This is a genomic window from Streptomyces sp. ASQP_92 (assembly GCF_025399895.1).
Lineage (GTDB): Bacteria > Actinomycetota > Actinomycetes > Streptomycetales > Streptomycetaceae > Streptomyces.
In genome coordinates, this window is sequence record NZ_JAODUA010000003.1 from 362,034 (window position 1) to 385,230 (window position 23,197).

Annotated in this window: 20 protein-coding genes; 10 read left to right on the forward strand and 10 right to left on the reverse strand. The window is 71.6% G+C overall.

What is annotated here, in order from left to right:
• Positions 1-40: 40 nt before the first annotated feature.
• The 5 genes from N4G70_RS11135 to N4G70_RS11155 all read right to left on the reverse strand — a co-directional run bounded on the left by N4G70_RS11135 (position 41) and on the right by N4G70_RS11155 (position 4,311).
• Positions 41-817: a succinate dehydrogenase iron-sulfur subunit gene (locus N4G70_RS11135; RefSeq protein ID WP_120721784.1), complete on the reverse strand. Its 777-nt coding sequence runs from the start codon at positions 815-817 to the stop codon at positions 41-43.
• Complete coding sequence (sdhA, locus tag N4G70_RS11140) at positions 817-2,571, reverse strand: succinate dehydrogenase flavoprotein subunit (protein ID WP_261712388.1); 1,755 nt, start codon at positions 2,569-2,571, stop codon at positions 817-819. The genes N4G70_RS11135 and sdhA overlap by 1 nt, the downstream gene beginning before the upstream one ends.
• Before the next feature lie 31 nt (positions 2,572-2,602).
• Positions 2,603-3,085: a succinate dehydrogenase hydrophobic membrane anchor subunit gene (locus tag N4G70_RS11145; RefSeq protein ID WP_261712389.1), complete on the reverse strand. Its 483-nt coding sequence runs from the start codon at positions 3,083-3,085 to the stop codon at positions 2,603-2,605.
• 8 nt (positions 3,086-3,093) lie between these two features.
• Complete coding sequence (gene sdhC / locus N4G70_RS11150) at positions 3,094-3,474, reverse strand: succinate dehydrogenase, cytochrome b556 subunit (protein WP_100574740.1); 381 nt, start codon at positions 3,472-3,474, stop codon at positions 3,094-3,096.
• Between the two features lie 189 nt (positions 3,475-3,663).
• Positions 3,664-4,311, reverse strand: a complete 648-nt coding sequence (locus tag N4G70_RS11155) for a 2-oxo-4-hydroxy-4-carboxy-5-ureidoimidazoline decarboxylase (protein WP_261712390.1) — start codon at positions 4,309-4,311, stop codon at positions 3,664-3,666.
• Between the two features lie 263 nt (positions 4,312-4,574).
• On the opposite strand from N4G70_RS11155, the gene N4G70_RS11160 reads away from it, so the two are divergent.
• From N4G70_RS11160 to N4G70_RS11170, 3 genes are all read left to right on the forward strand, one after another.
• Complete coding sequence (locus N4G70_RS11160) at positions 4,575-6,323, forward strand: glycoside hydrolase family 20 protein (protein ID WP_261712391.1); 1,749 nt, start codon at positions 4,575-4,577, stop codon at positions 6,321-6,323.
• A gap of 325 nt (positions 6,324-6,648) precedes the next feature.
• Positions 6,649-7,311 carry an RNA polymerase sigma factor gene (locus tag N4G70_RS11165; RefSeq protein ID WP_261712587.1) on the forward strand — a complete coding sequence of 221 codons (663 nt, stop codon included), beginning with the start codon at positions 6,649-6,651 and terminating at the stop codon, positions 7,309-7,311.
• Complete coding sequence (locus N4G70_RS11170; protein WP_261712392.1) at positions 7,311-8,303, forward strand: hypothetical protein; 993 nt, start codon at positions 7,311-7,313, stop codon at positions 8,301-8,303. Before N4G70_RS11165 ends, N4G70_RS11170 begins: the two co-directional genes overlap by 1 nt.
• A gap of 323 nt (positions 8,304-8,626) precedes the next feature.
• Here the strand turns inward: N4G70_RS11170 and N4G70_RS11175 are convergent, their stop codons facing one another.
• Entirely contained in the window at positions 8,627-9,526 is a 900-nt protein-coding gene (locus tag N4G70_RS11175; protein ID WP_261712393.1) for a L,D-transpeptidase family protein, read from the reverse strand.
• A 200-nt stretch (positions 9,527-9,726) separates the two neighbouring features.
• On the opposite strand from N4G70_RS11175, the gene N4G70_RS11180 reads away from it, so the two are divergent.
• Both N4G70_RS11180 and N4G70_RS11185 read left to right on the forward strand, forming a co-directional pair.
• Complete coding sequence (locus tag N4G70_RS11180; RefSeq protein ID WP_261712394.1) at positions 9,727-11,307, forward strand: methylmalonyl-CoA mutase; 1,581 nt, start codon at positions 9,727-9,729, stop codon at positions 11,305-11,307.
• A 317-nt stretch (positions 11,308-11,624) separates the two neighbouring features.
• Entirely contained in the window at positions 11,625-12,209 is a 585-nt protein-coding gene (locus N4G70_RS11185; RefSeq protein WP_261712395.1) for a Uma2 family endonuclease, read from the forward strand.
• An 18-nt stretch (positions 12,210-12,227) separates the two neighbouring features.
• Here the strand turns inward: N4G70_RS11185 and N4G70_RS11190 are convergent, their stop codons facing one another.
• Both N4G70_RS11190 and N4G70_RS11195 read right to left on the reverse strand, forming a co-directional pair.
• On the reverse strand, positions 12,228-13,367 hold the full coding sequence (locus tag N4G70_RS11190) for an acyltransferase (protein ID WP_261712396.1): 1,140 nt from the start codon (positions 13,365-13,367) through the stop codon (positions 12,228-12,230).
• Between the two features lie 233 nt (positions 13,368-13,600).
• Positions 13,601-15,073: an FAD-dependent monooxygenase gene (locus N4G70_RS11195; protein WP_261712397.1), complete on the reverse strand. Its 1,473-nt coding sequence runs from the start codon at positions 15,071-15,073 to the stop codon at positions 13,601-13,603.
• Positions 15,074-15,111: 38 nt separating this feature from the next.
• On the opposite strand from N4G70_RS11195, the gene N4G70_RS11200 reads away from it, so the two are divergent.
• Positions 15,112-15,759 (forward strand): TetR/AcrR family transcriptional regulator C-terminal domain-containing protein, encoded by a 648-nt coding sequence (locus N4G70_RS11200; protein ID WP_261712398.1) that lies wholly within the window; start codon positions 15,112-15,114, stop codon positions 15,757-15,759.
• Between the two features lie 60 nt (positions 15,760-15,819).
• Here N4G70_RS11200 and N4G70_RS11205 read toward each other — a convergent pair whose 3' ends face one another.
• On the reverse strand, positions 15,820-17,196 hold the full coding sequence (locus N4G70_RS11205) for an alpha-2,8-polysialyltransferase family protein (protein WP_261712399.1): 1,377 nt from the start codon (positions 17,194-17,196) through the stop codon (positions 15,820-15,822).
• Positions 17,196-18,179 (reverse strand): glycosyltransferase family 2 protein, encoded by a 984-nt coding sequence (locus tag N4G70_RS11210; RefSeq protein WP_261712400.1) that lies wholly within the window; start codon positions 18,177-18,179, stop codon positions 17,196-17,198. Before N4G70_RS11210 ends, N4G70_RS11205 begins: the two co-directional genes overlap by 1 nt.
• Before the next feature lie 188 nt (positions 18,180-18,367).
• On the opposite strand from N4G70_RS11210, the gene N4G70_RS11215 reads away from it, so the two are divergent.
• The 4 genes from N4G70_RS11215 to N4G70_RS11230 are packed head-to-tail and all read left to right on the forward strand — an operon-like array spanning position 18,368 to position 23,049.
• Positions 18,368-19,750, forward strand: coding sequence for a DUF6716 putative glycosyltransferase (locus N4G70_RS11215; RefSeq protein ID WP_261712401.1), 1,383 nt, complete (start codon positions 18,368-18,370; stop codon positions 19,748-19,750).
• Positions 19,747-20,949 (forward strand): cytidylyltransferase domain-containing protein, encoded by a 1,203-nt coding sequence (locus N4G70_RS11220; protein WP_399034990.1) that lies wholly within the window; start codon positions 19,747-19,749, stop codon positions 20,947-20,949. The genes N4G70_RS11215 and N4G70_RS11220 overlap by 4 nt, the downstream gene beginning before the upstream one ends.
• A gap of 54 nt (positions 20,950-21,003) precedes the next feature.
• Positions 21,004-21,942 (forward strand): N-acetylneuraminate synthase family protein, encoded by a 939-nt coding sequence (locus N4G70_RS11225; protein ID WP_261712402.1) that lies wholly within the window; start codon positions 21,004-21,006, stop codon positions 21,940-21,942.
• Between the two features lie 15 nt (positions 21,943-21,957).
• Positions 21,958-23,049, forward strand: a complete 1,092-nt coding sequence (locus tag N4G70_RS11230) for a hypothetical protein (protein ID WP_261712403.1) — start codon at positions 21,958-21,960, stop codon at positions 23,047-23,049.
• The last annotated feature ends 148 nt before the right edge of the window (positions 23,050-23,197 follow it).

Below are 23,197 nucleotides of genomic sequence, written 5' to 3' on the forward strand. Positions count from 1 at the left end.
CGACTTCCAGGTGCGGGGCCCTCGTCGGACTCGTACAGGATCAGAAGCGGCGCGTGATCAGGGCGCGCTTGACTTCCTGGATGGCCTTGGTGACCTCGATGCCACGGGGGCACGCGTCGGTGCAGTTGAACGTGGTGCGGCAGCGCCACACGCCGTCCTTGTCGTTCAGGATCTCCAGGCGCTGCTCGCCCGCCTCGTCACGGCTGTCGAAGATGAAGCGGTGCGCGTTCACGATCGCGGCCGGGCCGAAGTACTGGCCGTCGTTCCAGAAGACCGGGCACGAGGACGTGCACGCCGCGCACAGGATGCACTTGGTCGTGTCGTCGAAGCGCTCGCGGTCCTCGGGCGACTGGAGACGCTCGCGCGTCGGCTCGTTGCCCTTGGTGATGAGGAAGGGCATCACGTCGCGGTACGCCTGGAAGAACGGCTCCATGTCCACGACCAGGTCCTTCTGGACCGTGAGGCCCTTGATGGCCTCGATGGTGATGGGCTTGGAGGGGTTGATGTCCTTGATCAGCGTCTTGCAGGCGAGACGGTTCTTGCCGTTGATGCGCATGGCGTCGGAGCCGCAGATGCCGTGGGCGCACGAACGACGGAAGGTCAGCGACCCGTCGATGTCCCACTTGATCTTGTGGAGACCGTCGAGCACGCGCTCCTTCGGGTCGATCTCGAACTGGAAGTCCTCCCACGTCGCCTCGTCCGAGATCTCCGGGTTGAAGCGGCGGACGCGGAAGGTGACCGTGATGTACGGCGAGTCGGCGAAGCCGGGCTCCGGCGCGGCGGCCTTGTCGTCCTTGCTGAGGGTCGGGGTTGCCATCAGTACTTACGCTCCATCGGCTGGTAGCGGGTCTGGACGACGGGCTTGTAGTCGAGTCGGATCGAGTCCTTGCCGCCGTCCGCGACCTCGCGGTACGCCATGGTGTGGCGCATGAAGTTGACGTCGTCGCGGTTGGGGTAGTCCTCGCGGTAGTGACCGCCGCGGGACTCCTTGCGCGCCAGGGCGGAGACGGCCATGACCTCGGCCAGGTCGAGCAGGTTGCCCAGCTCGATGGCCTCCAGGAGGTCGGTGTTGAACCGCTTGCCCTTGTCCTGGACGGACACGTTCTTGTACCGCTCGCGCAGCTCGGCGATCTTCTCGACCGCCGTCTTGATCGTCTGCTCGGTGCGGAAGACCATGACGTTGGCGTCCATGGTCTCCTGGAGCTCCTTGCGGATGACCGAGACGCGCTCGGTGCCGGTCGCCGACAGCAGGTTCGCGACCTGCGCCTCGACCATCGCCGCCGGGTTCTCCGGGAGCTCGGCGAAGTCCGTGGTGTGCGCGTACTCGGCGGCGGCGATACCCGCGCGCTTGCCGAACACGTTGATGTCCAGGAGCGAGTTGGTGCCCAGGCGGTTGGCGCCGTGCACCGACACGCAGGCCACCTCGCCGGCCGCGTACAGACCCGGGACGACCGTGGTGTTGTCCGCGAGGACCTCACCCTGGACGTTGGTGGGGATGCCGCCCATGGCGTAGTGCGCGGTGGGCTGGATCGGGATCGGGTCCGTGTACGGCTCGATGCCCAGGTAGGTGCGCGCGAACTCCGTGATGTCCGGGAGCTTGGCGTCGAGCTGCTCCGGCGGGAGGTGCGTCAGGTCGAGGTAGACGTGGTCGCCCTCGGGACCGCAGCCGCGGCCCTCGCGGATCTCCGTGTAGATGGAGCGCGAGACGACGTCACGGGACGCGAGGTCCTTCATGACCGGCGCGTACTTCTCCATGAAGCGCTCGCCGTCCTTGTTGCGGAGGATGCCGCCCTCACCGCGGGCGCCCTCCGTCAGCAGGATGCCCATGCGCCAGATGCCCGTCGGGTGGAACTGGAAGAACTCCATGTCCTCCAGGGGCAGCCCGCGGCGGTAGCACGCGGCCTGGCCGTCACCGGTCAGGGTGTGCGCGTTGGAGGTCACCTTGAAGAACTTGCCGGTGCCGCCCGAGGCGTACACGACGGACTTGGCCTGGAAGACGTGGATCTCGCCGGTGGCCAGCTCGTAGGCGACGACGCCCGCGGACTTCTTGACGCCGTCCTCCTCGACCAGGAGCTGATCGAGGACGTAGAACTCGTTGAAGAACTCCACGCCCTCCTTGATGCAGTTCTGGTAGAGGGTCTGGAGGATCATGTGGCCGGTGCGGTCGCCCGAGTAGCAGGCACGGCGGACCGGGGCCTCGCCGTGGTTGCGGGAGTGACCGCCGAAGCGGCGCTGGTCGATCTCGCCGGCGGGCGTACGGCCGAACGGCAGGCCCATCTTCTCCAGGTCGAGAACGGCGTCGATGGCCTCCTTCGCCAGGATCTCGGCGGCGTCCTGGTCGACCAGGTAGTCGCCGCCCTTGATCGTGTCGAAGGTGTGCCACTCCCAGTTGTCCTCCTCCACGTTGGCGAGCGCGGCGGCCATGCCGCCCTGCGCCGCACCGGTGTGGGAGCGGGTGGGGTAGAGCTTGGTCAGCACGGCGGTGCGGCTGCGCTTGGTCGACTCGATGGCCGCGCGCATGCCGGCGCCGCCGGCGCCGACGATGACGGTGTCGTACTTGTGGATCTTCATCGTTGAATTCCTCAGTCCCTCAGCCCGTGGCCTAGCGCATGTTCGGGTCGAAGGTGAAGATCACCAGCGTGCCCAGCAGGACGGTGAACACCGTGGCGGTGTAGAGCAGCATCTTGAGCCAGAAGCGGGTGTTGTCCCGCTGCGCGTAGTCGTTGATGACGGTGCGCAGGCCGTTGGCGCCGTGCAGCATGGCCAGCCACAGCATGGCCAGGTCCCACACCTGCCAGAACGGGGACGCCCAGCGGCCCGCCACGAAGGCGAAGCCGATCTTGGAGACGCCGCCGTCCAGGACGAGCTGGATCAACAGGTGGCCAAGGACCAGGACGACCAGCACGATGCCGGACAGCCGCATGAACATCCAGCCGTACAGCTCGAAGTTCGTACGGGTCGACTTGGGGGTCTTCCTGGTGCGCTTGCGCGGGGCCTCGATGAGCGGGGCCGGGTGATCGGTGTCGTACAGGCTCGCGCCCTCGACTTCCCCGATCGCGGCAGCGGAAGAGGTTTCGGCAGACATCTCAGTCCTCAGCTCCCGAACAGTTCACGGACGGCGTGGCCGAGCACCGGATAGAGCGCGCCGACCATCAGCACGACCCAGACGCCGACGACGGTCCAGAGCATCTGCTTCTGGTAGCGCGGGCCCTTGGCCCAGAAGTCGACGGCGATGATGCGCAGGCCGTTGAGCGCGTGGAACAGGATCGCGGCCACGAGGCCGTATTCCAGACACGCGACGATGGGCGTCTTGTAGGTGGCCACGACCTTGTCGTACGCCTCGGGGGAGACACGCACGAGAGCGGTGTCGAGGACGTGGACGAACAGGAAGAAGAAGATGAGGACGCCGGTGACTCGATGAGCCACCCAGGACCACATTCCTTCCCGGCCGCGGTACAGCGTTCCAGCCGGCACGGAAGAACCCTCCGGGAGCGGTGTGTTAGGGCCGGCCGCCAATCTTCTAACCAAAGAAGGACTGCTCTGTCGGTCTGACCCGGCCGGGTACGGTCCACCGGCCCCGGTCATCGTAGCGACGTGATGTCGGTTCCCTCGCCCGGGGTCCATAGGTGTGATCAAACAGGCAATCAAACAGCCTCGTACGGCCTAGAGAACGCGGTGCGCGGCGCTGGAAATGTCGGGTTCGGGGTGGTTGGCAACGAGTTGCGCGAGTCGGCCGCGGGCGATCCGGCGCAGTTCGTCGGCGGCGATCGACCGCTCCTCGTCGCAGTCGTTGTCCATCCGCAGCCGGATCCCGCTCAGCACCTGGTTGAGGCGCTCGCCCGGACTGAAGCCGTCCAGGCAGATCACGAAGGCGTGCCCGAAGCTGCTCTCGTACAGCGCGTGTGCGGCGCCCAGCGCCATGTGGGCCGCCGCCGGCGCGCTCTCGTGCAGCCCCGGCGAGGGCTCCTGGGCCAGCGCCTCCGTGAGGTCGACGGCGCTCAGGTCGTAGCTGGCCTCGTCGGCGGCGGCGAGCAGCGCGTCCAGATCCGGATAGGGGCGGTGGGCGGCGATCCGGAGCGCCCAGCGGCGGCTGGCGCAGCAGGCGAGCAGGGCGGCTTCGGCCGCCTCCTTCGAGGCATGGTTGAAGCCGTCGAGACCGCCGGGCGCCGGCGGGGCCTGCGGAACGGATGTGCCCCGGACCTGATTCGGTATGGCCGCCCGCCCCTGGGCACGAGGAGTGTGATGGAGTGTCGGCGGTCGCTTCCGGGGGCCGGCGTGGGATTCGCTGGACAGCGTGGGCTCCTCGAACACCGCGCGGGACGCGGTCGTACGGAACGGGACGGGCTGCGGAGCACGGAGACTGGAGTGGCAAGGGAGGTGGGAGTGCCGCCACGCTATCCACGAGGAGGGGGAGGCGCCCGACTGTTGCGCGAATTTCACCCGGATGTGCGCACCGGGTCACGCGCGGTGGACGGCCCCTCCGGCGTCTCGGCGTACCTTCGCCCCGGCTGTCGTCCGGTATCCGGGGTCACCGGATCCGCCCATACTGTTCTTGGACGGGAGGTTTCTGAGTGATGTCGCGTTTCAGGATGTCACGGGCCCGGACGCCGCGATCCGGGGACCCGAAGCGGTCGCCCTCGCCGTCGTTCCGGGCGCGCGCCGCCCAGGCCCGCGCGCCGAGGCCCCGCCCCGCCTGGCTGCACCGGCCCCGCGGCCGGCGCGCCCTGGTGCTGAAGGTGGCCCTCGCGGGCGCCGTGGTGCTGGCGCTGATCATCGCGGTGTGGCCCGACGACGACACCCACGGCGGGCACGGCGGCCCGGCCGACAACAAGGCCGCCTCCTCCGCGCTGCCCTCCCCTTCGCCGATCTATCCGATCTCCTCGTCGCCCCGCACCATCCCGTCCGTACGCGAACACCGGCCCGCGCGCGGGCCCGGCTACCGGCCCGTCGACTCGACCCGGGTGATCGTGGACGCCGGCAGCGGCAGCCTCGCCGACGAGGGCAAGCTGCTCGCGCAGGAGCTCGGCGCCGACTACGCGCTCGGCGGGCAGCCGCGCGAGGGCGACATCCAGCTCGCGCTGACCCCGCCGCCCACGGGCGAGAAGGCCGTGCCCGAGTCGTACACGCTGACCACCCGCGATCGCCGGGTGCGGATCTCCGGGTCCGACGACGCCGGGGTCTTCTACGGCACCCGCACCCTCAAACAGGCCCTCAAGGGCGGCGGGGTGATGCCCGAGGGCGTGGTCGAGGACCGCCCCGACAAGCCGCAGCGCGGCCTCAACCTCGACATCGCGCGCAAGCCGTACACCGAGGCGTGGATCGAGGACCAGCTCCGGCAGATGGCCGACCTCAAGCTGAACCAGCTCGGGCTGCACTTCTCCGACGACCAGGGCTTTCGCGTCGAGTCCGCCAGCCACCCCGAGATCGTCTCGCGCGACCATCTGAGCAAGCGCGACGTACAGCGCATCGTGGCCCTCGCCACCAAGCTGCACATCACCGTGATCCCTGAGATCGACTCCCCGGGCCATCTCGGCGCGGTCATCGCCGCCCACCCCGACCTCCAGCTCCGCGACAAGGACGGCAAGGCGGTCCAGGGCACCGTCGACATCGCCAACCCCGAGTCGGGGCGCATCGTCGACGACCTGCTGCGCGAGTACGCCGACCTGTTCCCGGGGGCGTACTGGCACCTGGGCGGCGACGAGTACCAGGCCCTGGTGGTCAAGGCCCCGGCCACCCCCGAGACCACCTATCCGGCGCTCGCGACCGCGGCCCGCGCCGCGTACGGCCCCAAGGCGGACATCGAGGACCTGGCCACGGGCTGGCTCAACGACCGTGCCGCGGTGATCCGTTCGGTGAACGCCGGGCGGACCGTCAAGGCGTGGAACGACGGCTTCTTCGCCGGCGGCAAGGTCGCCGCCGACCAGGGGCGCGAGGTCGAGTACTGGACCGGCAAGGAAGGCGGTCAGCGCCCACCCGAGGACCTCCTGGCCGAGGGGCGCGCCCTGGTCAACCTCAACGACGAGTACCTGTACTACGTCCTGGGCGAGCCGAACGACTTCAAGTATCCGACGGGCAAGCGGATCTACGAGGAGTGGACGCCGCTGGTGCTGCGCGGGACCAAGCCCGTGGACGGCAAGTACGCCGGGCAGATCCTGGGCGGCCGGTTCGCGGTCTGGTCGGACGTGCCGGGCGCGGCGACCGAGGAGCAGGTGGCGCGCGGCATCCGGCTGCCGCTGCGCGCGACGGCCCAGAAACTGTGGGACGCGCGGAACCCGGCGATGGACTGGGAGGAGTTCAAGTCCCTTGCGGACCGCCTGAGTTGAGCCTGGCCGCCGCGAGGCCCGGGGCGGGCTCGGCCGGCCCGAGCCGCGGGGATGTGCGGGGTGCGGAGGACGACCGGGGCCGCCACCCCCCACAGGAGAGGCCCCGGCCGTCTTCCGGCGGGGTCGTTGTGGCGACCCCGTATCTTCTTCAGCGCCGCGCGTGCGTTTTGTGTCACACCCCGCTGTGTCGCCAAGTTGTTGCAGGTTGTACAAGCCGTGGACTTATGGGGCACCGAGGCCGTAGCGTGCAGATTCGCGTTCGGGGACGCGAACAGGGATGACCAGCGGTGACATCGAGACAGTCAGTCAAGACAGGGTGCAGGGATTGCTGGGGGACGACGCGGAGCTGACCGCCGCGGTGCTCAGGGCGCAGGACGGGGACGAAGAGGCCTTCCGTGCTGTCTATCGCGCTGTCCACCCGCGCCTGCTGGGCTATGTCCGCACCCTGGTCGGCGAGCCGGACGCCGAGGACGTCGCCTCCGAGGCCTGGCTCCAGATAGCCCGTGACCTCGAACGCTTCGAGGGCGACGCCGACCGTTTCCGCGGCTGGGCCGCCCGCATCGCCCGTAACCGGGCCCTGGACCACATCCGGATGCGCGGCCGCAGGCCCGCCGTCGGCGGCGACGAGAGCGAGCTGACGGAGCGGGCCGGGGTCTCGGACACCGCCGACGAGGCTATGGAGGCGCTCGGTACCGGACGTACGATGGCGCTCATTGCCCAGCTCCCGCAGGACCAGGCCGAGGCCGTGGTGCTGCGCGTGGTGGTCGGCCTGGACGCGAAGAGTGCGGCGCAGACCCTGGGCAAACGGCCCGGTGCGGTGCGGACCGCCGCACACCGGGGTCTGAAGCGGCTGGCTGAACTGCTCGGCGCGGACGGCTCCGCAGGGGACGTGGCCCAGGATGTGGAGGAGCTGGGTGCCGTGCCGTCGCAGCGTGCGCCGGAACGCGGTGTGACGCAATCGCGCGCCCGGACGCAGAAGGACATGTGATGGCTGACGAGCGGCACGAGTGGCTTGACCGGGATGCCGCCGAGCGACTGCTGCGCGGAGAAGGGATCGAGCCCGGTGACGAGCGGGCCCGGGCCGAGGCCGCCCGGCTCTCGGCCCTGCTGTCCTCCCTCGCCCCCGCCGAGCCGGCCACTGCCGAACTTCCCGGCGAGGAGGCCGCCCTGGCCGCCTTCCGCAAGGCCCGCCCCGACAACGCCCCCGGCGACCGCACGGCCCTCGGGGTCGTACGGGTCGGACGTGTGACCCCCTCGCCCCCGGCACCCCGGCGCAGGCGCTTCGCGCCGGTGCGCCTCGGTCTCGCGGCGGCGCTTGCCTGCTGCGCGCTCGGCGGGGTCGCCGTCGCCGCGGGCACCGGTGTGCTGCCGGGCCCCTTCGCCTTCGACGAGCAGGACCCCACGCCCGCCTCCACCGTCTCGGCCGAGGCGACTCCGGGTCCCACCGCCGACTCCGCCTCGCCGTCGCAACCCGCCGCCTCCCCGTCGCCCGACCGGCAGGGGCCGTCATCGGGCGCGCCGACGAGCGGCGATCCGTCGCACTCCGCACGCCCGGGGGCTTCGGCCACGGGCGGCAGCGCCGACCCCGGCGACAAGGACGGCACCGGGCCCGGGAGCGACGAGGGCCGGGGCGGCCAGTGGCTGGCCAAAACCGCCGACGACTGCCGGGCCTATCGCTCGGGCAAGCTCGACACGGACAAGCGCCGCAATCTGGAGTCCGCGGCCCACGGCGCGGGCGCGGTCAAGGCCTTCTGCGACCTGCTCCTCGACGGCAAGGCCGGCGACGGCGGCGGCAACGGCGACTCCGGAGGCGGCGGCGGTCAGGGCTCCGGCGGGGACAAGGGCCGGGGCAAGGGCGACGGATCCGGGAACAAGAACGGCGGCGCGGGCGGCGGCAAGCACAGCTCCCTCGCGCCCCACCCCAGCAAGCTCCTCGACCTGCTCACGGCCGGGGCGCTCGGCCCGGCCGGCGCGCACTGACACCCGGCCGAAGCGCCCGCACGAGCCGCTCGAAAAGCCCGGCGAGAACCCGCAGTAACGTTTTTCGAACCGGTGGCGCAGTAGAGAGTGAGCCGACTGGTCATCGGCTGCGCAGATGAGCCGGGGTTCCCCCCGTACCCATGGCTCCGCGCGAATGGCGCGGGCGGGACACGTTCCCCCGGTCCCGCCCGCGCCCTCCCTCTTCGGATCGTCGTCGACCATCCGGGCATGAGATCCGGACCTGACATCCGGACCTGACATCCGGACCTGACATCCGGACCTGGCATCCGGGCACGACCCTCCGGCCACGCCCGCCAGGACGACTACCAGTACACGACGACCTTGTCGCCGGTGTGGACCTGGTCGAAGAGCGCTGCGATCTTGGCCTTGTCCCGGACGTTGACGCAGCCGTGCGAGGCACCGCTGTAGCCGCGCGCCGCGAAGTCCGACGAGTAGTGCACCGCCTGGCCGCCGCTGAAGAACATCGCGTACGGCATGGCCGTGTGGTAGATCGTCGAGACATGGTCGCGGCTCTTCTCGAAGACCTTGAAGACGCCCTCGCGGGTCGGCGTGTACTGCGAGCCGAAGCGCACGTCCATCGTCGACTGCACCTTGCCGTCGATCACCCAGGACAGCGTGCGGCTGGTCTTGCTGATGCACAGCGCGCGGCCCGTCATACAGCGCGCGTCGAGCTTGGCGACCGGCTTGTTGACCGCCCTGCCCGCCAGCTCCTGGGCCGTCGGCGCCGTGGTCATGCCGAGCAGCTTGTCCCAGGTCACGCTGTCCGTGGCACCGGTCTCGGGGAGCCCCCGCTTGCCCTGGAAGCCCTTGACGGCCGCGGTGGTGGCGGCCCCGTACGTGCCTGTCGGGGTGTCGTCGAACCAGCCGATCTGGGCGAGCCTGGCCTGGAGCTCCTTGACCCGGTCGCCCTTGGAGCCGTTCGACATCAGCACCTTGGGCGCCGGCTTGGCGGCGGTGGTGGCCGACGCGCTGGGGGCGGCGGGCGAGCCGGCCGGCTTGTCGTCCGTGGACGGGGAGGCCGAGGCGGAGGCGGACGCGGAAGGCGAGCCCGGCGCCGACGCCGAGGGGGTGGGCGAGCCGGGGGTCGCGGGCGTGCCCGCGTCGCCCTTGGCCGCCTGCGGGCCGCAGCCGACGGCCGCCGCGAGGACGGCGGTCGTGGTGAGGGTTGTGGCTATGAGAGTGGTGCGGTGGTTCCGGCGCATCGGTCGCCCCCCTTGATTCCTCTTGTGTCCCCTGAGACAGCTTCCCGCCCCGAACGGTTGCAAAAGCAGCGGACCGCATCGCGGAAGCTGTGAGCAAGCTCCCAGCGTGCGCCTCTCCACCCGCCGCACGCCCGCCGCTACAGTCCGTCGCGAGGGTTGGGTACCAGTGAGTAGTAGAGCTCTAGCGGGAGGCACAGCACATGGCGCGCGAGTCGGAATCCGGGTTGCCCATCGAACCGGTCTACGGACCGGACACCCTCGCCGGATGGGATCCCGCCGAGAAGCTGGGTGAGCCCGGCGCATACCCGTTCACGCGCGGCGTGTACCCGTCGATGTACACGGGCCGGCCCTGGACGATGCGGCAGTACGCCGGCTTCGGCACCGCCGTCGAGTCCAACGCCCGCTACAAGCAGCTCATCGCCAACGGCACCATGGGCCTGTCGGTCGCCTTCGACCTGCCGACCCAGATGGGCCACGACTCGGACGCCGCGATCGCCTCGGGCGAGGTCGGCAAGGTGGGCGTCGCCATCGACTCGGTCGACGACATGCGCATCCTGTTCGGCGGCATCCCGCTCGACAAGGTGTCGACGTCGATGACCATCAACGCGCCCGCCGCGCTGCTGCTCCTGATGTACCAACTGGTGGGCGAGGAGCAGGGCGTCTCCGCCGACCAGCTCACCGGCACCATCCAGAACGACGTGCTCAAGGAGTACATCGCGCGCGGCACCTACATCTTCCCGCCGAAGCCCTCGCTGCGCCTGATCGCGGACATCTTCAAGTACTGCAAGGCCGAGATCCCCAAGTGGAACACCATCTCGATCTCCGGCTACCACATGGCCGAGGCCGGCGCCTCGCCCGCGCAGGAGATCGCGTTCACGCTGGCCGACGGCATCGAGTACGTGCGCACCGCCGTCGCGGCCGGCATGGACGTCGACGACTTCGCCCCGCGGCTCTCCTTCTTCTTCGTCTCGCGCACCACCATCCTCGAAGAGGTCGCCAAGTTCCGTGCCGCGCGCCGCATTTGGGCCAAGGTGATGCGTGAGGAGTTCGGCGCGAAGAACCCCAAGTCGCTGATGCTGCGCTTCCACACGCAGACCGCGGGCGTGCAGCTCACCGCCCAGCAGCCCGAGGTCAACCTGGTCCGCGTCGCCGTCCAGGGCCTGGCCGCGGTGCTCGGCGGCACCCAGTCGCTGCACACCAACTCCTTCGACGAGGCGATCGCCCTGCCGACGGACAAGAGCGCGCGCCTCGCCCTGCGCACCCAGCAGGTGCTGGCGTACGAGACCGATGTGACCGCCACCGTCGACCCCTTCGCCGGGTCGTACGTCGTCGAGAAGATGACCGACGAGGTGGAGGCCGCGGCCATCGAACTCATGGCGAAGGTCGAGGAGTTGGGCGGCGCGGTCAACGCGATCGAGCACGGCTTCCAGAAGGGCGAGATCGAGCGCTCGGCCTACCGCATCGCCCAGGAGACCGACTCCGGCGAGCGGGTCGTGGTCGGCGTCAACCGCTTCCAGGTCGAGACCGAGGACCCGTACGAGCCGCTGCGCGTCGACCCGGCGATCGAGGCCCAGCAGGCGGCCCGCCTGGCCACCCTGCGCGCCGAACGCGACCAGGGAGCGGTGGACGCGGCGCTGGCCGAGCTGAAGAAGGCGGCCGAGGGCGAGGACAACGTCCTGTACCCGATGAAGGACGCCCTGCGGGCCCGCGCCACGGTCGGCGAGGTCTGCAACGCGCTGCGCGAGGTGTGGGGGACGTACGTGCCGACGGACGCGTTCTAGGCGCCGCCGCCGAGCCCGCTCCCCCTGCGGGCCGTGGCCCCCTCGGCACGGCCCGCCGTACCCCTCCTGAATCCCGCCTTCCCCTGCGGCCGTGGTCGCTCCCCGCGCAGTTCCCCGCGCCCCTGGCGGGTCGGTGCCGGCCCGCACCGGGCATCTTCAGCCCGTCCGGCCTGTGAAGACGAGCGCCCTTCAGGCGCGAAACGACGGGGTCCAGGGCGGCGCCCGGAGGAGGTGTCCCTCCTTCGAGTGGCCGGAGGCGGACGCGGGACGCCTCCGGTTACTCTCGGTGGAGAGTGGTCTCCCGAATGGAGGATGCCGTGGCCGTAATACTGAACGAGATGACGATCGGCGAAGCCGCCGACCGCCTCTCGGAGGCGCTGCCCGGACATCGCGTGGAGGTCCTCAAGGGGAGCATCGTCGTGACACCACCGCCTGACGGCCCGCATCAAGAGGCATTGGACGAGGTCGCCTATCTGTTCCGCCAGGCCGGGGGCCGGGACGCGGGCCTCAAGTCGCTCCAGGGCATCGGCGTCTGGCTCGGTACCGGCCCCGACGACTACGCCGAACCGGACTGGGCCATCGTCGACGCCGACTACAAGGACGCTCTGGTCACGAAGAACTGCTACGCGGCGAACGTCTTCCGGCTCGTCCTGGAGGTGACGTCGTCCAACTGGGGCAACGACCTGGTCACCAAGGCCGAGACATACGCGGAGGCGCGGATCCCGGTGTACGTCGTCGCGGACCGCAAGCACGGCGAGGTCCTCGTGTTCACGGATCCGGTGGGCGACACCTATCGGACCCGATCCCGCTACGAACGGGGCGCGACCGTGGTCCTGCCCTCGTCCGTGGGCGTCACCCTGGAGCTACCCGTCGACGTTCTGCTCGACGGGGACGGCGACTGACCGGCCGGGTCGCCCTGGTCAGGACGGTGTGCGGGGCCTGGTCAGGGCTCGGCGCAGCAGCGGTGTCGCCCAGCGCTCCACATAGCGGTTCATCAGCCAGGCAAGGCCCAGCATCGCCGCGATGGTGAGGGCGAAGGTGGCCGGGGCGGGGATGCCCAGCTCTCGGTGGAGTACGCCGACCACCACCCAGCCCAGGTGCTCGTGGACCAAGTAGAACGGGTAGGTCAGGGCGCCCGCCACGGTGAGCCAGCGCCAGTTGGCGCGGCGCAGATGGCCGAGCGCGATCGCGCCGACCAGGACGAAGCCCAGCGTGACGATGGCGATGATCACCCAGGCGTGCCGGTTGGAGAAGGCCGCAGGGTTCGGCTTGTGCCACAGGCCCGCGACCGCCTCGTGCTGGCCGATGGCCCAGCTGACGGCGACGATGCCCCAGGCGGTGATGTCGCGGCGGTCGCGGTGGAGCAGGTACAGGCCCATGCCGCCGATGAAGAAGGGCGCGTACTCGGGCATGAACACGGCGTCCAGGAACGGCTGGTGGGCCGTCGTGGCGAGGGCCGCCGCCAGGGTCCAGCCCGCGCAGAACAGCACCACCCGGCGCCGCGTCGCGCCGGGCAGGACGACGCACAGGGCGAACAGCGCGTAGAAGCGGAGCTCGGCCCAGAGCGTCCAGCACACCCCGAGCACCCGGGGCACCCCGAGCGGCATCTGCACCATGGTCAGGTTGACCAGGAACGCGCTGGGCGTGACCGCCTGGTAGACCACCCAGGGCAGCGCGAACACCGCGGTGACCAGGAGGATCGCCGTCCAGTACGCCGGGTAGAGGCGGGAGACGCGGGAGGCGAAGAACGAGCGCAGCGGGCGGCCCCAGCCGCTCATGCAGATGACGAACCCGCTGATCACGAAGAAGATCTGCACCCCGAGGCAGCCGTAGGAGAACCACTCGTGGGCGGCGGGGAACAGCTTCTTGGGAGAGGCGCCCCAGCCCTTGCTGATGTCGCCGGAGCGGCCGCCGTAATGGTAGAGCGCCACCATCAGGGCGGCGATCAGACGCAGCCCGTCGAGCGCGCGGAGCCGGGAGACCGGGGCCGCGACCGGGGCGTGCTCGGCCGTCGGCCCGCCGCCGCCGGCGGCGCGTACCCGCGGCAGGGTGTTGGTCACGGCTCTCCTCTTCCCCGGCGTCCCCGGCGTTCCACCGCGACCCGGCGGGCCTCGGCGTCGACAGCGTAGGACCGCCACGCCCCGGAAAGCGGGCCGTGGCGACGGAGTTCCCCTGCCCGACGCGGGGCGTTCATCTCGCGCCGGAACGGGTTTGCCCGGACGTCGATTTCACCGGGGCGCGGGGGCGCGGGGTGCTTGTCCCGGCCGGGCTGGGCCCTGAACCACCATGCGGGTCAGGGGAGTTGGGGAACGCCGAGCGAGGCCAGATAGTCGTGCAGCCCGGTGGCGTCCTCGCCGGCCCACCCCAGGTAGCCGTCGGGGCGGACCAGGAACAGGCCGCGCCCGTACGCCTCGTACGCGCCCAGTTCGTGGACGTGGACCTGAGGCGAGGCGAGGGCCGGGGCGGGGGTGTCGACGGCGAGCAGGGTGAAGTGCGGGCCGCGCAGCAGGTCGAAGATCCTGCCCCGGGGCAGGGGCCCGTCCGGGGCGCGGTCGCCGGCCTCCAGGGCGCCCGCGCGGCCGGTGGCGAGCGGGCCGCCCCGGTAGCCGAGGGCGAGCTGGCGGGTCTCGCCGCCGCGCTGGCTGTTCCTGGTGAGGAGGGCGTGGCGGTGCAGCCGGGTGCTCAGGCCGAGCACCGCGGCCGCGACCGGGAGCCGCTCCTGCTCATAGGTGTCGAGGAGCGCGGCGGGGGCGCCGTGGCGGAGCACCCGTTCGAGCTTCCAGCCGAGGTTGTAGGCGTCCTGGACACCGGTGTTGAGGCCCTGGCCGCCGGCCGGGGAGTGGATGTGCGCGGCGTCTCCCGCGAGGAGGACCCGGCCGTCGCGGTAGCGGGTGGCGAGGGCGGCGCGCGGCCGGAAGTCGGAGGCCCAGACGACCGTGGTGACCTGGCGCGCGGCGATCGGGGTGAGCGAGGTGAGGTGGGCGACGACACCCTCCTCGTCGGTGTCGGGGACCGTGTTCTCGTCGTCGAACTGGATGATGAGCTGGAAGAGACCGGCCTCGCCGGGCAGCGGGCAGAGCACCGCGCCGCCGCCCGAACCGCCGCGCCACACATGCCAGTTGCGGTCGTCGACGATCACGTCCGGGGTGAGCAGGAGGTCCGCGACGAGCATCGGCTTGGGGTCGACGGCCTCGCCCTCCATGGCGATGCCGAGCGCGCGCCGGATCCCGGAGCGGCCGCCGTCGGCGGCGACCACGTGGCGGGCCCGCACGGTACGCCCGTCGGCGAAGGAGGCGGTGACGCCCTCGGCGTCCTGGGTGAGGCCGGTCGCCTCGCAGCCGAAGACGACATCGCCGCCGAGCGCCCGCAGATGGGCGTGGAGCACCTCCTGGAGGCGGGACTGGCCGATGAGCAGGGCGTTGGCGTAGGGCTCCCCCTCGGTGGGCTCGGAGCGCTCGATCATGTCCCACTCGGCGCCCCGCTCCGTGCCGTCGGGCCCCTCCCAGCTCAGCATCCGGGGGTAGTCGCGGCCGGCTCGCTGAACGGCGTCGATCAGGCCGAGGTCGTCGAACACCTCCAGGGTGCGGGGCTGGACCCCCTTGCCGCGCGAGCCGGGGAAGAGCCGGTCGGCCTTCTCGACGAGTAGGGCGGGGACGCCGCGGCGCGCCAGATCGATGGCGAGCACGAGGCCGGTGGGGCCGGCGCCCACGATCAGGACGTCGGTGGTGGACGGAAGGACGTATTCCTTAACGCCGTTAAGTTCCATGGTCGCAAGGGTGCGCTTAACGGTGTTAAATTGTCAAGGTGGCTACGACGAAGATCGACCGGGCGCAGGTCGCCGACACCGCGCTGCGGCTCCTGAACGACACGGGCCTCGAAGGGCTCACGCTGCGCGCCATCGCGAAGGACCTCGGCGTGCAGGCGCCCGCGCTCTACTGGCACTTCAAGAACAAGGAAGCCCTGCTCGACGAGATGGCGACGGTCATGTACCGGCGGATGGCCGCGGACGGCGTGCCCGGGGCCGACGCGGGCAGTTGGCAGGGCCTGATCCGCGAGGTCAACCGCGCGCTGCGGGCGATGCTGCTCAGTTACCGCGACGGCGCCAAGGTGTACGGGGGCGCGCGCTTCACCGGCAACGACCACGCGGAGTCCCTGGAGGTCTATCTCGGGATCCTGGTCGAGGCCGGCTTCGGCCTGCGCGACGCCATCCGTGCCGCGACGGCCTCGTACGCCTACACCATGGGCTTCGTCGCCGAGGAGCAGGGCACGATGGCCCGCCCCGGGGAGGCGGGGCCGGGGGTGGACACGGCGGAACGCGCGGAACGGCTCGCCGCCTACCCGCTGGCCGCGGCGGTCGGGCCGGAGATGTTCGGCAGCTATGACGAGCGGTTCGAGGAGGGCCTCGACGTGCTGATCGCGGGCATCGAGGCGACGTACACCCTGCGCACGTGACCCGCGCCGCCCGCACGGCCCGGGCCCGCCCCGCCCGCCCCGCCGGAAGCGGCGGCGTCCCTACCGGAAGCGGCGGGCCCCCCGGGTGCGGCGGGCCAGGGAGCGGGCCCGGCGGGCCACCCGGCGTACCGTCGCGTTGCGCGGGATGAAGCCCAGCTGCACCGGAAGCGCGCCCGGCAGGCCCAGCGCGGTCAGGCGGCGCCGCTTGAAGTACCGCCAGGTGCGGGCATCCAGGGAGGCGGCGAGGTAGCGCTCGGCCGCGTCCCGCAGGTCGGGCCGCAGCTCCGGCTGCATCGCGTAGCCCACCGCGTTCAGGAGCTCCGCCAGGTCCCCGGGCGGGGACGGGTCGGCCTCCAGGGGTCGCTCCAGGGGCGGCAGCAGCGCGTCCGCGATCGTCACCGGAACCCGGTTGCTGTTCTGGTACGGGGCGAGCCGGTCGAGGAGCAGCTCGGTGCCGACCCGCGCGACCGGGATCTTGTAGAACGCCGACGCGGTCAGCAGCGCCGTCGAGAAGCAGCCGACGACCAGCGCGGGGGAGAGGTGTTCATACAGGACCTCCGCAAGCAACGGGCGTTCCAGGATGCTCAGTTGGACGCCGAGCCTCGTCGCCTCGCTCGTCAGGGCGCGCGCCGACGCCGGGGGTGCGGAGGGGTGCGGCTTGAAGACGATCCTGCGGTGGCCCCGCGCCGCCGCCCCCCGCAGCATGCGCAGATGCAGCTCCTCCTCCTCGGCGGGGGTGAGGATGGACAGCGCCGAGAGGTACTGGCCCAGAAGCAGCGCCACCGGCTCGCCGGGCGCCGCCGGGCCGGCCGGAGCGACCGCGCTCAACGGGCTCAACTCGAACTCCGCCGAGGCGAGTTCGCCTATCGTCCGTACGAACGCGGCCGTCGGAACCGTCTCGCTCGGCACCCCGAACTCGCCGAGCAGCAGCGGGCGCAGGCCCGGGACCAGGTCGAGGTGGAGCACGCGCCGCACCCGTGAGCCGATCAGCGGGTCCAGCTTGTTGCGGGTGGGGCCGTACGTCATCAGGCCGTCCGCGTACACGGTCAGCGGCGCGTCCGGGAACAGCTGGGCCACGGCCTGGGCCGGGTTCACCTGGATGGACTCCAGGGCGAGCTCGATCCGGTCGTCGCCGAGCCCCCACACCATCCTCAACTGCCTTTCCCACAACGGGACATCGTCCGGGCGCGGGGACCAGCCGCCGGGGTGGAAGGGGGCGATGGTGTCGTTCCAGGACAGCACCCCGTCGAAGCGGCCGCGCAGCAGCGCGAAGCCCGGCAGGGTGTCGAGCGGGGCCGAAGTCTCGGGAACAATGGCGTTGTTGCTGAGCAGCAGCAGTCTGCGGTCCGCCGCGGGAAAGCAGTCGCTGTCCAGCGCGGCGGCCAGCGTGGCCACCCCGTACAGCGTGGACGCGGCGAATATCTGGGTCGTGGGCATCAGGCGGCAGCCCCCGCCGGGGACGCGGCCGGACGGTGGCGCAGCCGGCGCAGCCGGGCGGCGCGCCGGGAGTCCATCGAGTTCAGGGCGGACCTGAGATGGTCCTGCGGCATGCGTCGCAGTGCTCCCGAACTCAGCGCCCGCAGTTTTCTCGCCACGGCCGGTTCGAACCTTTCGATGCCGCTCATATGGTGGGAAATGATCGCGCAGTACGTCCGCACGGCTTTCGGGAGCAGTTCGGCCGCATTTCGGTCCTTTGCCGTTTCTTCTATTACCTGGTCGAAAGCGCGAATGAAATCGAGCTGACGGACATCGCCGATCTGGGTCAGCGAGGAGGCGATGCCGCGCCGGTAGAAGACGCCGAGGTGCCCGGTCACCGCGAACGAATCGGCCTCGCGGTGCAGCCGCCAGATCCAGGGCCGGTCCTCGGCCGTGCGCAGCCCGTCGGTGAAGTGCAGCAGGCCGCGGTCGGCGAGCCTTCGGTGGTACATCCCGGCCCAGGCGAACGCGTAGTCCACCGAGGTGGAGCGGGTGGCGGGCAGGATCGCGTCCCGGGGTGAGAGCACCTCGCCGCGCCGGCCGTGCGGAACCCGGTGCACCGTACGCTCCTGACCGGTCACCTGGACGTGGTCGGTGCGTATGAAATCACACCCCAACTCCTCGATGGTGGACAGGAGTTGGGCGAAGTGTCCGGGGGCGAGCCAGTCGTCGCCGTCCAGGTAGGCCAGATACTCGCCACGCGCCGCGTCCAGGCCCGTGTTGCGCGCCGTGGCGAGGCCGCCGTTGCGGGCGTGTCTCAGCAGCACCGCCCCCGGCAGCTCGCGCTCCGCGCGTTCGAGCAGCTCGATCGTGCCGTCCGACGAGCAGTCGTCGACGAGCAGGAACTCGAAGTCGTCGCGGGCGTTCGCGCGCAGACTTCGCAGGGTGTCGGGTGCGTAGGCGCGCACGTTGTAGAACGGCACGATGACGGAGAGCTTGACCACGGCGGTGACGTTAGGGGCGCCGCCCGTCATACGTGTTGTCCGGCAGACAGATCCCGGATGAACGACGAATGGCAAGGACGCCAACCGGGTCGCCTCCATGCCCCGCACGCCGCGAATAGTCACGCTGTTAACCCGTTGTTGCAGTCGAGTTGGGCCGCGAATCCGCAGGGCTTCCTAGTTTCTACGGCGTGCCATCACGTACCGATTCAAGGCTGCGGATCGCGGTTCTCGCGGATTCGGACACCCGGTGGAAATGGGGCGCCCTCACCGCGCGCCGTCTCGCCGAACAGGCCCCCGGAGCCGAATCCGCCGCGACCGACCCCGCCGCCCCCGAACTCGACGGCTTCCTGCTCCGGGGCCGCGCCACCCCCACCCCTCGCCAGCTCGACGAGGTGGGGGTCGCGGATGCCGCCCCGCGCGAAGTGACGATGGATCAGTTCCTCGCAGAAGCAGGTGAGTTGGGGGATGCGGGCGCTGAACGGGGCGGCCGGCCCCGCTATGACGTCGTCGTGCTCGCCCTCGTCGGCGGGGCGGTCCAGGCCGCGCTGCACGGGCTCGCCGCCCGGTGGCGGGGGCACGCCCGGCGGCCCGTGGTCGTCACCGGCTACGTCGGGGTCGTCTACGAGAAGCTCGCCGACGGCCTGCTCCTGCGCCACGGCGCGGATGTCGTCCTCGCCAACTCCCGGCACGACGCGGACCGCTTCCGCGCGGTGTACCAGGGAGCGGGCGCGGACCACGGCGCGGTCACCGAAGCCGCCCTGCCCTTCCTCGGCGGCGCTCCGTACCACCCCCGGGCCGGCCGCGACACCGTCGTCTTCGCCGCCCAGCCCTCCGTCCCCGAGAGCCGCGCCGACCGGCGCTATCTGCTGGACCGGCTGGTCGGGCACGCCCGCCGCCACCCCGGGCGCGAGGTCGTCCTCAAGCTCCGCTCCAAGCCCGGCGAGCACACCACGCACCTGGAGGAACACCCCTTCCAGAAGCTCGCCCGGGGCATGGACCTGCCGCCCAACTTCTCGCTGGCGTACGGGAACATGGGCGAGATCCTGGACCGCGCCGACCTTCTGGTGACCGTCTCCTCGACCGCCGCCCTGGAGGCCCTGCACCGGTCCGTCCCGACGGCCGTGCTCACCGACCTCGGCGTCCGCGAGGTCCTCGGCAACCACCACTTCCTCGGCTCCGGCTGTCTGACCTCCTGGGACCGGCTCGACGCCGGACACCGGCCCACGCCCGACCCCGCGTGGCTGGCCGCACAAGGGGTGGCCCCGGGGGACGCGTACCACCACGCCTTCGATCACGTACGCGAGCGAATGAGCGAGTTGCTTTCGAAGGAAAGCCTGCCGCCGATCGCTCCGTACTACACCGCCACCACCGCGCCCCGCTATCTGCCCGCCGTCCTCGCCCGCCACCACCTCGCCCCCGACGGCACCCCCCTGCCCGGCGCGGCCCCCGCGGCCGAGCCGACCGGGGTGCGCCGGGTGATCAGGGACGCCGTGCGCGACGCGGCGCGCGGCGCCTACCGCCACGGCGTACAGCGGGTCGCGCCCGTCATCCGCCGGATGGGAGAACTGTGATATCCCCGAACGCCTCCGCGAGCACCCGCCCCAAAGTCCTCGCCGTCATTCCCGCACGGGGCGGCTCCAAGGGGGTGCCCGGCAAGAACCTCGCTCCCGTCGCCGGGGTCCCGCTGGTCGTGCGGGCCGTGCTCGCCTGCCGCGCCGCCCGCCATGTCACCGAGGTGGTCGTCTCCACCGACGACCCGGGGATCGCGGCCGCGGCCCGCTCGGCCGGCGCCGACGTGGTCGACCGCCCGGCCGCCATCTCGGGCGACACCGCAGGCAGCGAGGCGGCCGTGCTGCACACCCTGGAGGCGCACCCGGACGCCGACGTGGTGCTGCTTGTGCAGTGCACCAGCCCGTTCCTGACCCGCGAGGACATCGAGGGCGTGGCGGCCGCGGTCGTCGAGGACGGGGCCGAGACCGCCGTCACCGTCGCCCCCTTCCACGGCTTCCTGTGGCGCGAGGACGAACTCGGCGGCGGCCAGGGCATGGGCCACGACAAGGCCTTCCGGCCGCGCCGCCAGGACCGCCCCCAGGACTTCCTGGAGACCGGGGCCGCCTACGCCATGGAGGCCGCGGGCTTCCGCGAGCACAAGCACCGCTTCTTCGGCCGCACCGCGCTCGTCCGCACCGACCCCGCCCGGGTCCTGGAGATCGACGAGCCGCACGACCTGGCACGGGCCCGCGCGCTCGCCCCCCTCCTGGACCGGCTGCCCGGCCCCACCCTCGACGACGTCGACGCGGTCGTCCTCGACTTCGACGGCACCCAGACCGACGACAAGGTGCTCGTCGACTCCGACGGCCGCGAACTCGTCGCCGTGCACCGGGGCGACGGACTCGGCATCGCCGCCCTGCGCCGCGCCGGACTGAAGCTGCTCATCCTGTCCACCGAGCAGAACCCCGTCGTCGCCGCCCGCGCCCACAAGCTCAAGATCCCCGTCCTGCACGGCATCGACCGCAAAGACCTCGCCCTCAAGCAGTGGTGCGAGGAGCAGGGCATCGACCCGCAGCGCGTGCTCTACGCCGGCAACGACGTCAACGACCTGCCCTGCTTCGCGCTCGCCGGCTGGCCCGTGGCCGTCGCCGACGCCCACGACGCGGTGCGCGCCGCCGCGCGCGCCGTCACCCGCACCCCCGGCGGCGAAGGAGCGATCCGCGAGATCGCCGCCTGGCTCCTCGGACCCGAGCTCGACCACACCCCTTCACAAGCCTGACGAGCCGAGCCCACCCCCCCGTTACGCCCCCGCACACGTAAAGGAAACGCCCTCATGAGCAACCGTCTGCGCACCCTCGGCAGCCGCACCGCAGGCCCGGGCCGTCCCGTGTACATCACCGGCGAGATCGGCATCAACCACAACGGCGACCTCGACAACGCGCTCGCCCTGATCGACGCGGCCGCCGACGCGGGCTGCGACGCGGTCAAGTTCCAGAAGCGCACCCCCGAGATCTGCACCCCGCGCGACCAGTGGGACATCGAGCGCGACACCCCGTGGGGCCGGATGACGTACATCGACTACCGCCACCGGGTGGAGTTCGGCGAGGACGAGTACCGCGCCATCGACGCGCACTGCGCGCGGCGCGGCATCGACTGGTTCGCCTCCCCGTGGGACACCGAGGCCGTCGCCTTCCTGGAGAAGTTCGACGTGCCCGCCCACAAGGTGGCCTCCGCCTCGCTCACCGACGACGAGCTGCTGCGCGCCCTGCGGGCCACCGGCCGCACCGTCATCCTCTCCACCGGCATGTCCACCCCGAAGCAGATCCGGCACGCGGTGGAGGTGCTCGGCAGCGACAACATCCTTCTGTGCCACGCCACTTCGACGTACCCGGCCAAGGCCGAGGAGCTCAACCTGCGCGTGATCAACAGCCTGATGGCCGAGTACCCCAACGTGCCGATCGGCTACAGCGGCCACGAGACGGGCCTTCAGACCACGCTCGCCGCGGTCGCGCTCGGCGCCGCCTTCGTCGAGCGCCACATCACCCTGGACCGCGCCATGTGGGGCTCCGACCAGGCGGCCTCCGTCGAGCCCGGCGGCCTCACCCGGCTGGTCCGCGACATCCGCACCATCGAGGCCGCCCTCGGCGACGGCGTGAAGAGGGTGTACGACTCCGAGCTCGCCCCGATGAAGAAGCTGCGCCGCGTCGCCGGTGCGGTCGCCCGGGCCGAGGCCGCCGAGAGCGCCGGGGGCCGCGCCCCGGCCGCGGTCTGAGGGGGCGGGCCCGCCGTGCCCCGGTCCACCGTGGCCACCCTCGCGTTCGTGGAGAGCCCGGTCCAGTTGCTCAACGTCCTGGAGTGGGCGCACTCGCCCGGCCCGCTGCTCGGCGGCGTGCCCGCCCAGCCGCGCCCGGGCGCGCCCGACCTGTCGGGCCTCACCGTGGTGGTGCTCTCGCCGACCGACCCCATGTCGCGCGGCCAACTGCGCCGGATGGCCGAACTCGCCCGCGACGCGGGCACGAAGGTGCGCTGGGAGGAGGCCCGGGGCGGGCTCGCGGCCCCGCTGCACACGATCGGCGGGCTCACCCCGATGCTGCGGCGGGCCGAACGGATCGTCCTGGGCGACCCGTTCTCGCGCTACGTACAACTGCTGCTCACCGTCGCCCGTGCCCGTGAGGTGGTGGTCGTCGACGACGGGACGGCCACCATGGAGTTCGTCTCCCAACTGGCGCGCGGCGAACGCCTGGTGCGCTGGCACCGGCGGGGCGGCCGGACCGGCGCGCGCGACCTGCTGTTCGCGCCGGTCGCCGCGGCCGCCCGCCGCCGGCTCGCCCCGGCGCGCGGCCGGAACGTCGAGGTGTTCAGCGCGCTGCCCGTCGAGGCGCCCGACGGCGTCACGGTCACCCCGCACACCTTCGGCTGGACCCGCGCCCACTTCGGGCCGCCGCGCCTGACCAAGGGCGCGGACCTGGTGGGGACGTCGCTGGTGGAGACGGGCATCGTCGACCCCGCGAGCTATCTGGACGCGGTCGCGCTACTGGCCCGCACCCACGGCGTGACCCGCTACTTCGCGCACCGCCGCGAGTCCCCGGACAAGCTGCGCGCCCTGCACACCAGGACCGGCCTGGAGATCGTCCGCCCCGATCTGCCGCTCGAACTCATAGCGCGCCGTGGGCCGGTGGGCCGCACCATCCTCAGCTTCCCCTCCACCGTGATCCACACCCTGCCGCTCGCGCTCGCGGGCACCGGGGTGCGGGTCGTGGTCTGCGACATCGACCCGCGCTGGCTCACCGACCGGGCCTCGCCCCGCGCCCGGGGCTTCCTGGACGGGGTGACGGGGACGGCGCGCCAGGTCCACGGGCTCGCCACGGTGGCGGCCTAGGCGCCGGGAGTACGGGCGCCTCCTCCCGCGGGGGGAACGCCAGTGCCGGGGCATCGGTCAGAAGGACGAAATAGTTTACCCAGTTCACACGATCGACATGCGCCTTGTGACCAGCTTTCTTTCCCCTATGCGGCTGAACTTTTGTTGA

Bases quoted from the DNA above. Each gene is read 5' to 3' on its own strand.
- N4G70_RS11135 (WP_120721784.1), bottom strand. From the start codon at position 817: ATGGCAACCCCGACCCTCAGCAAGGACGACAAGGCCGCCGCGCCGGAG.
- sdhA (WP_261712388.1), bottom strand. From the start codon at position 2,571: ATGAAGATCCACAAGTACGACACCGTCATCGTCGGCGCCGGCGGCGCC.
- N4G70_RS11145 (WP_261712389.1), bottom strand. From the start codon at position 3,085: ATGTCTGCCGAAACCTCTTCCGCTGCCGCGATCGGGGAAGTCGAGGGC.
- N4G70_RS11160 (WP_261712391.1), top strand. From the start codon at position 4,575: ATGTCGCGTTTCAGGATGTCACGGGCCCGGACGCCGCGATCCGGGGAC.
- N4G70_RS11170 (WP_261712392.1), top strand. From the start codon at position 7,311: ATGGCTGACGAGCGGCACGAGTGGCTTGACCGGGATGCCGCCGAGCGA.
- N4G70_RS11175 (WP_261712393.1), bottom strand. From the start codon at position 9,526: ATGCGCCGGAACCACCGCACCACTCTCATAGCCACAACCCTCACCACG.
- N4G70_RS11180 (WP_261712394.1), top strand. From the start codon at position 9,727: ATGGCGCGCGAGTCGGAATCCGGGTTGCCCATCGAACCGGTCTACGGA.
- N4G70_RS11195 (WP_261712397.1), bottom strand. From the start codon at position 15,073: ATGGAACTTAACGGCGTTAAGGAATACGTCCTTCCGTCCACCACCGAC.
- N4G70_RS11205 (WP_261712399.1), bottom strand. From the start codon at position 17,196: ATGCCCACGACCCAGATATTCGCCGCGTCCACGCTGTACGGGGTGGCC.
- N4G70_RS11225 (WP_261712402.1), top strand. From the start codon at position 21,004: ATGAGCAACCGTCTGCGCACCCTCGGCAGCCGCACCGCAGGCCCGGGC.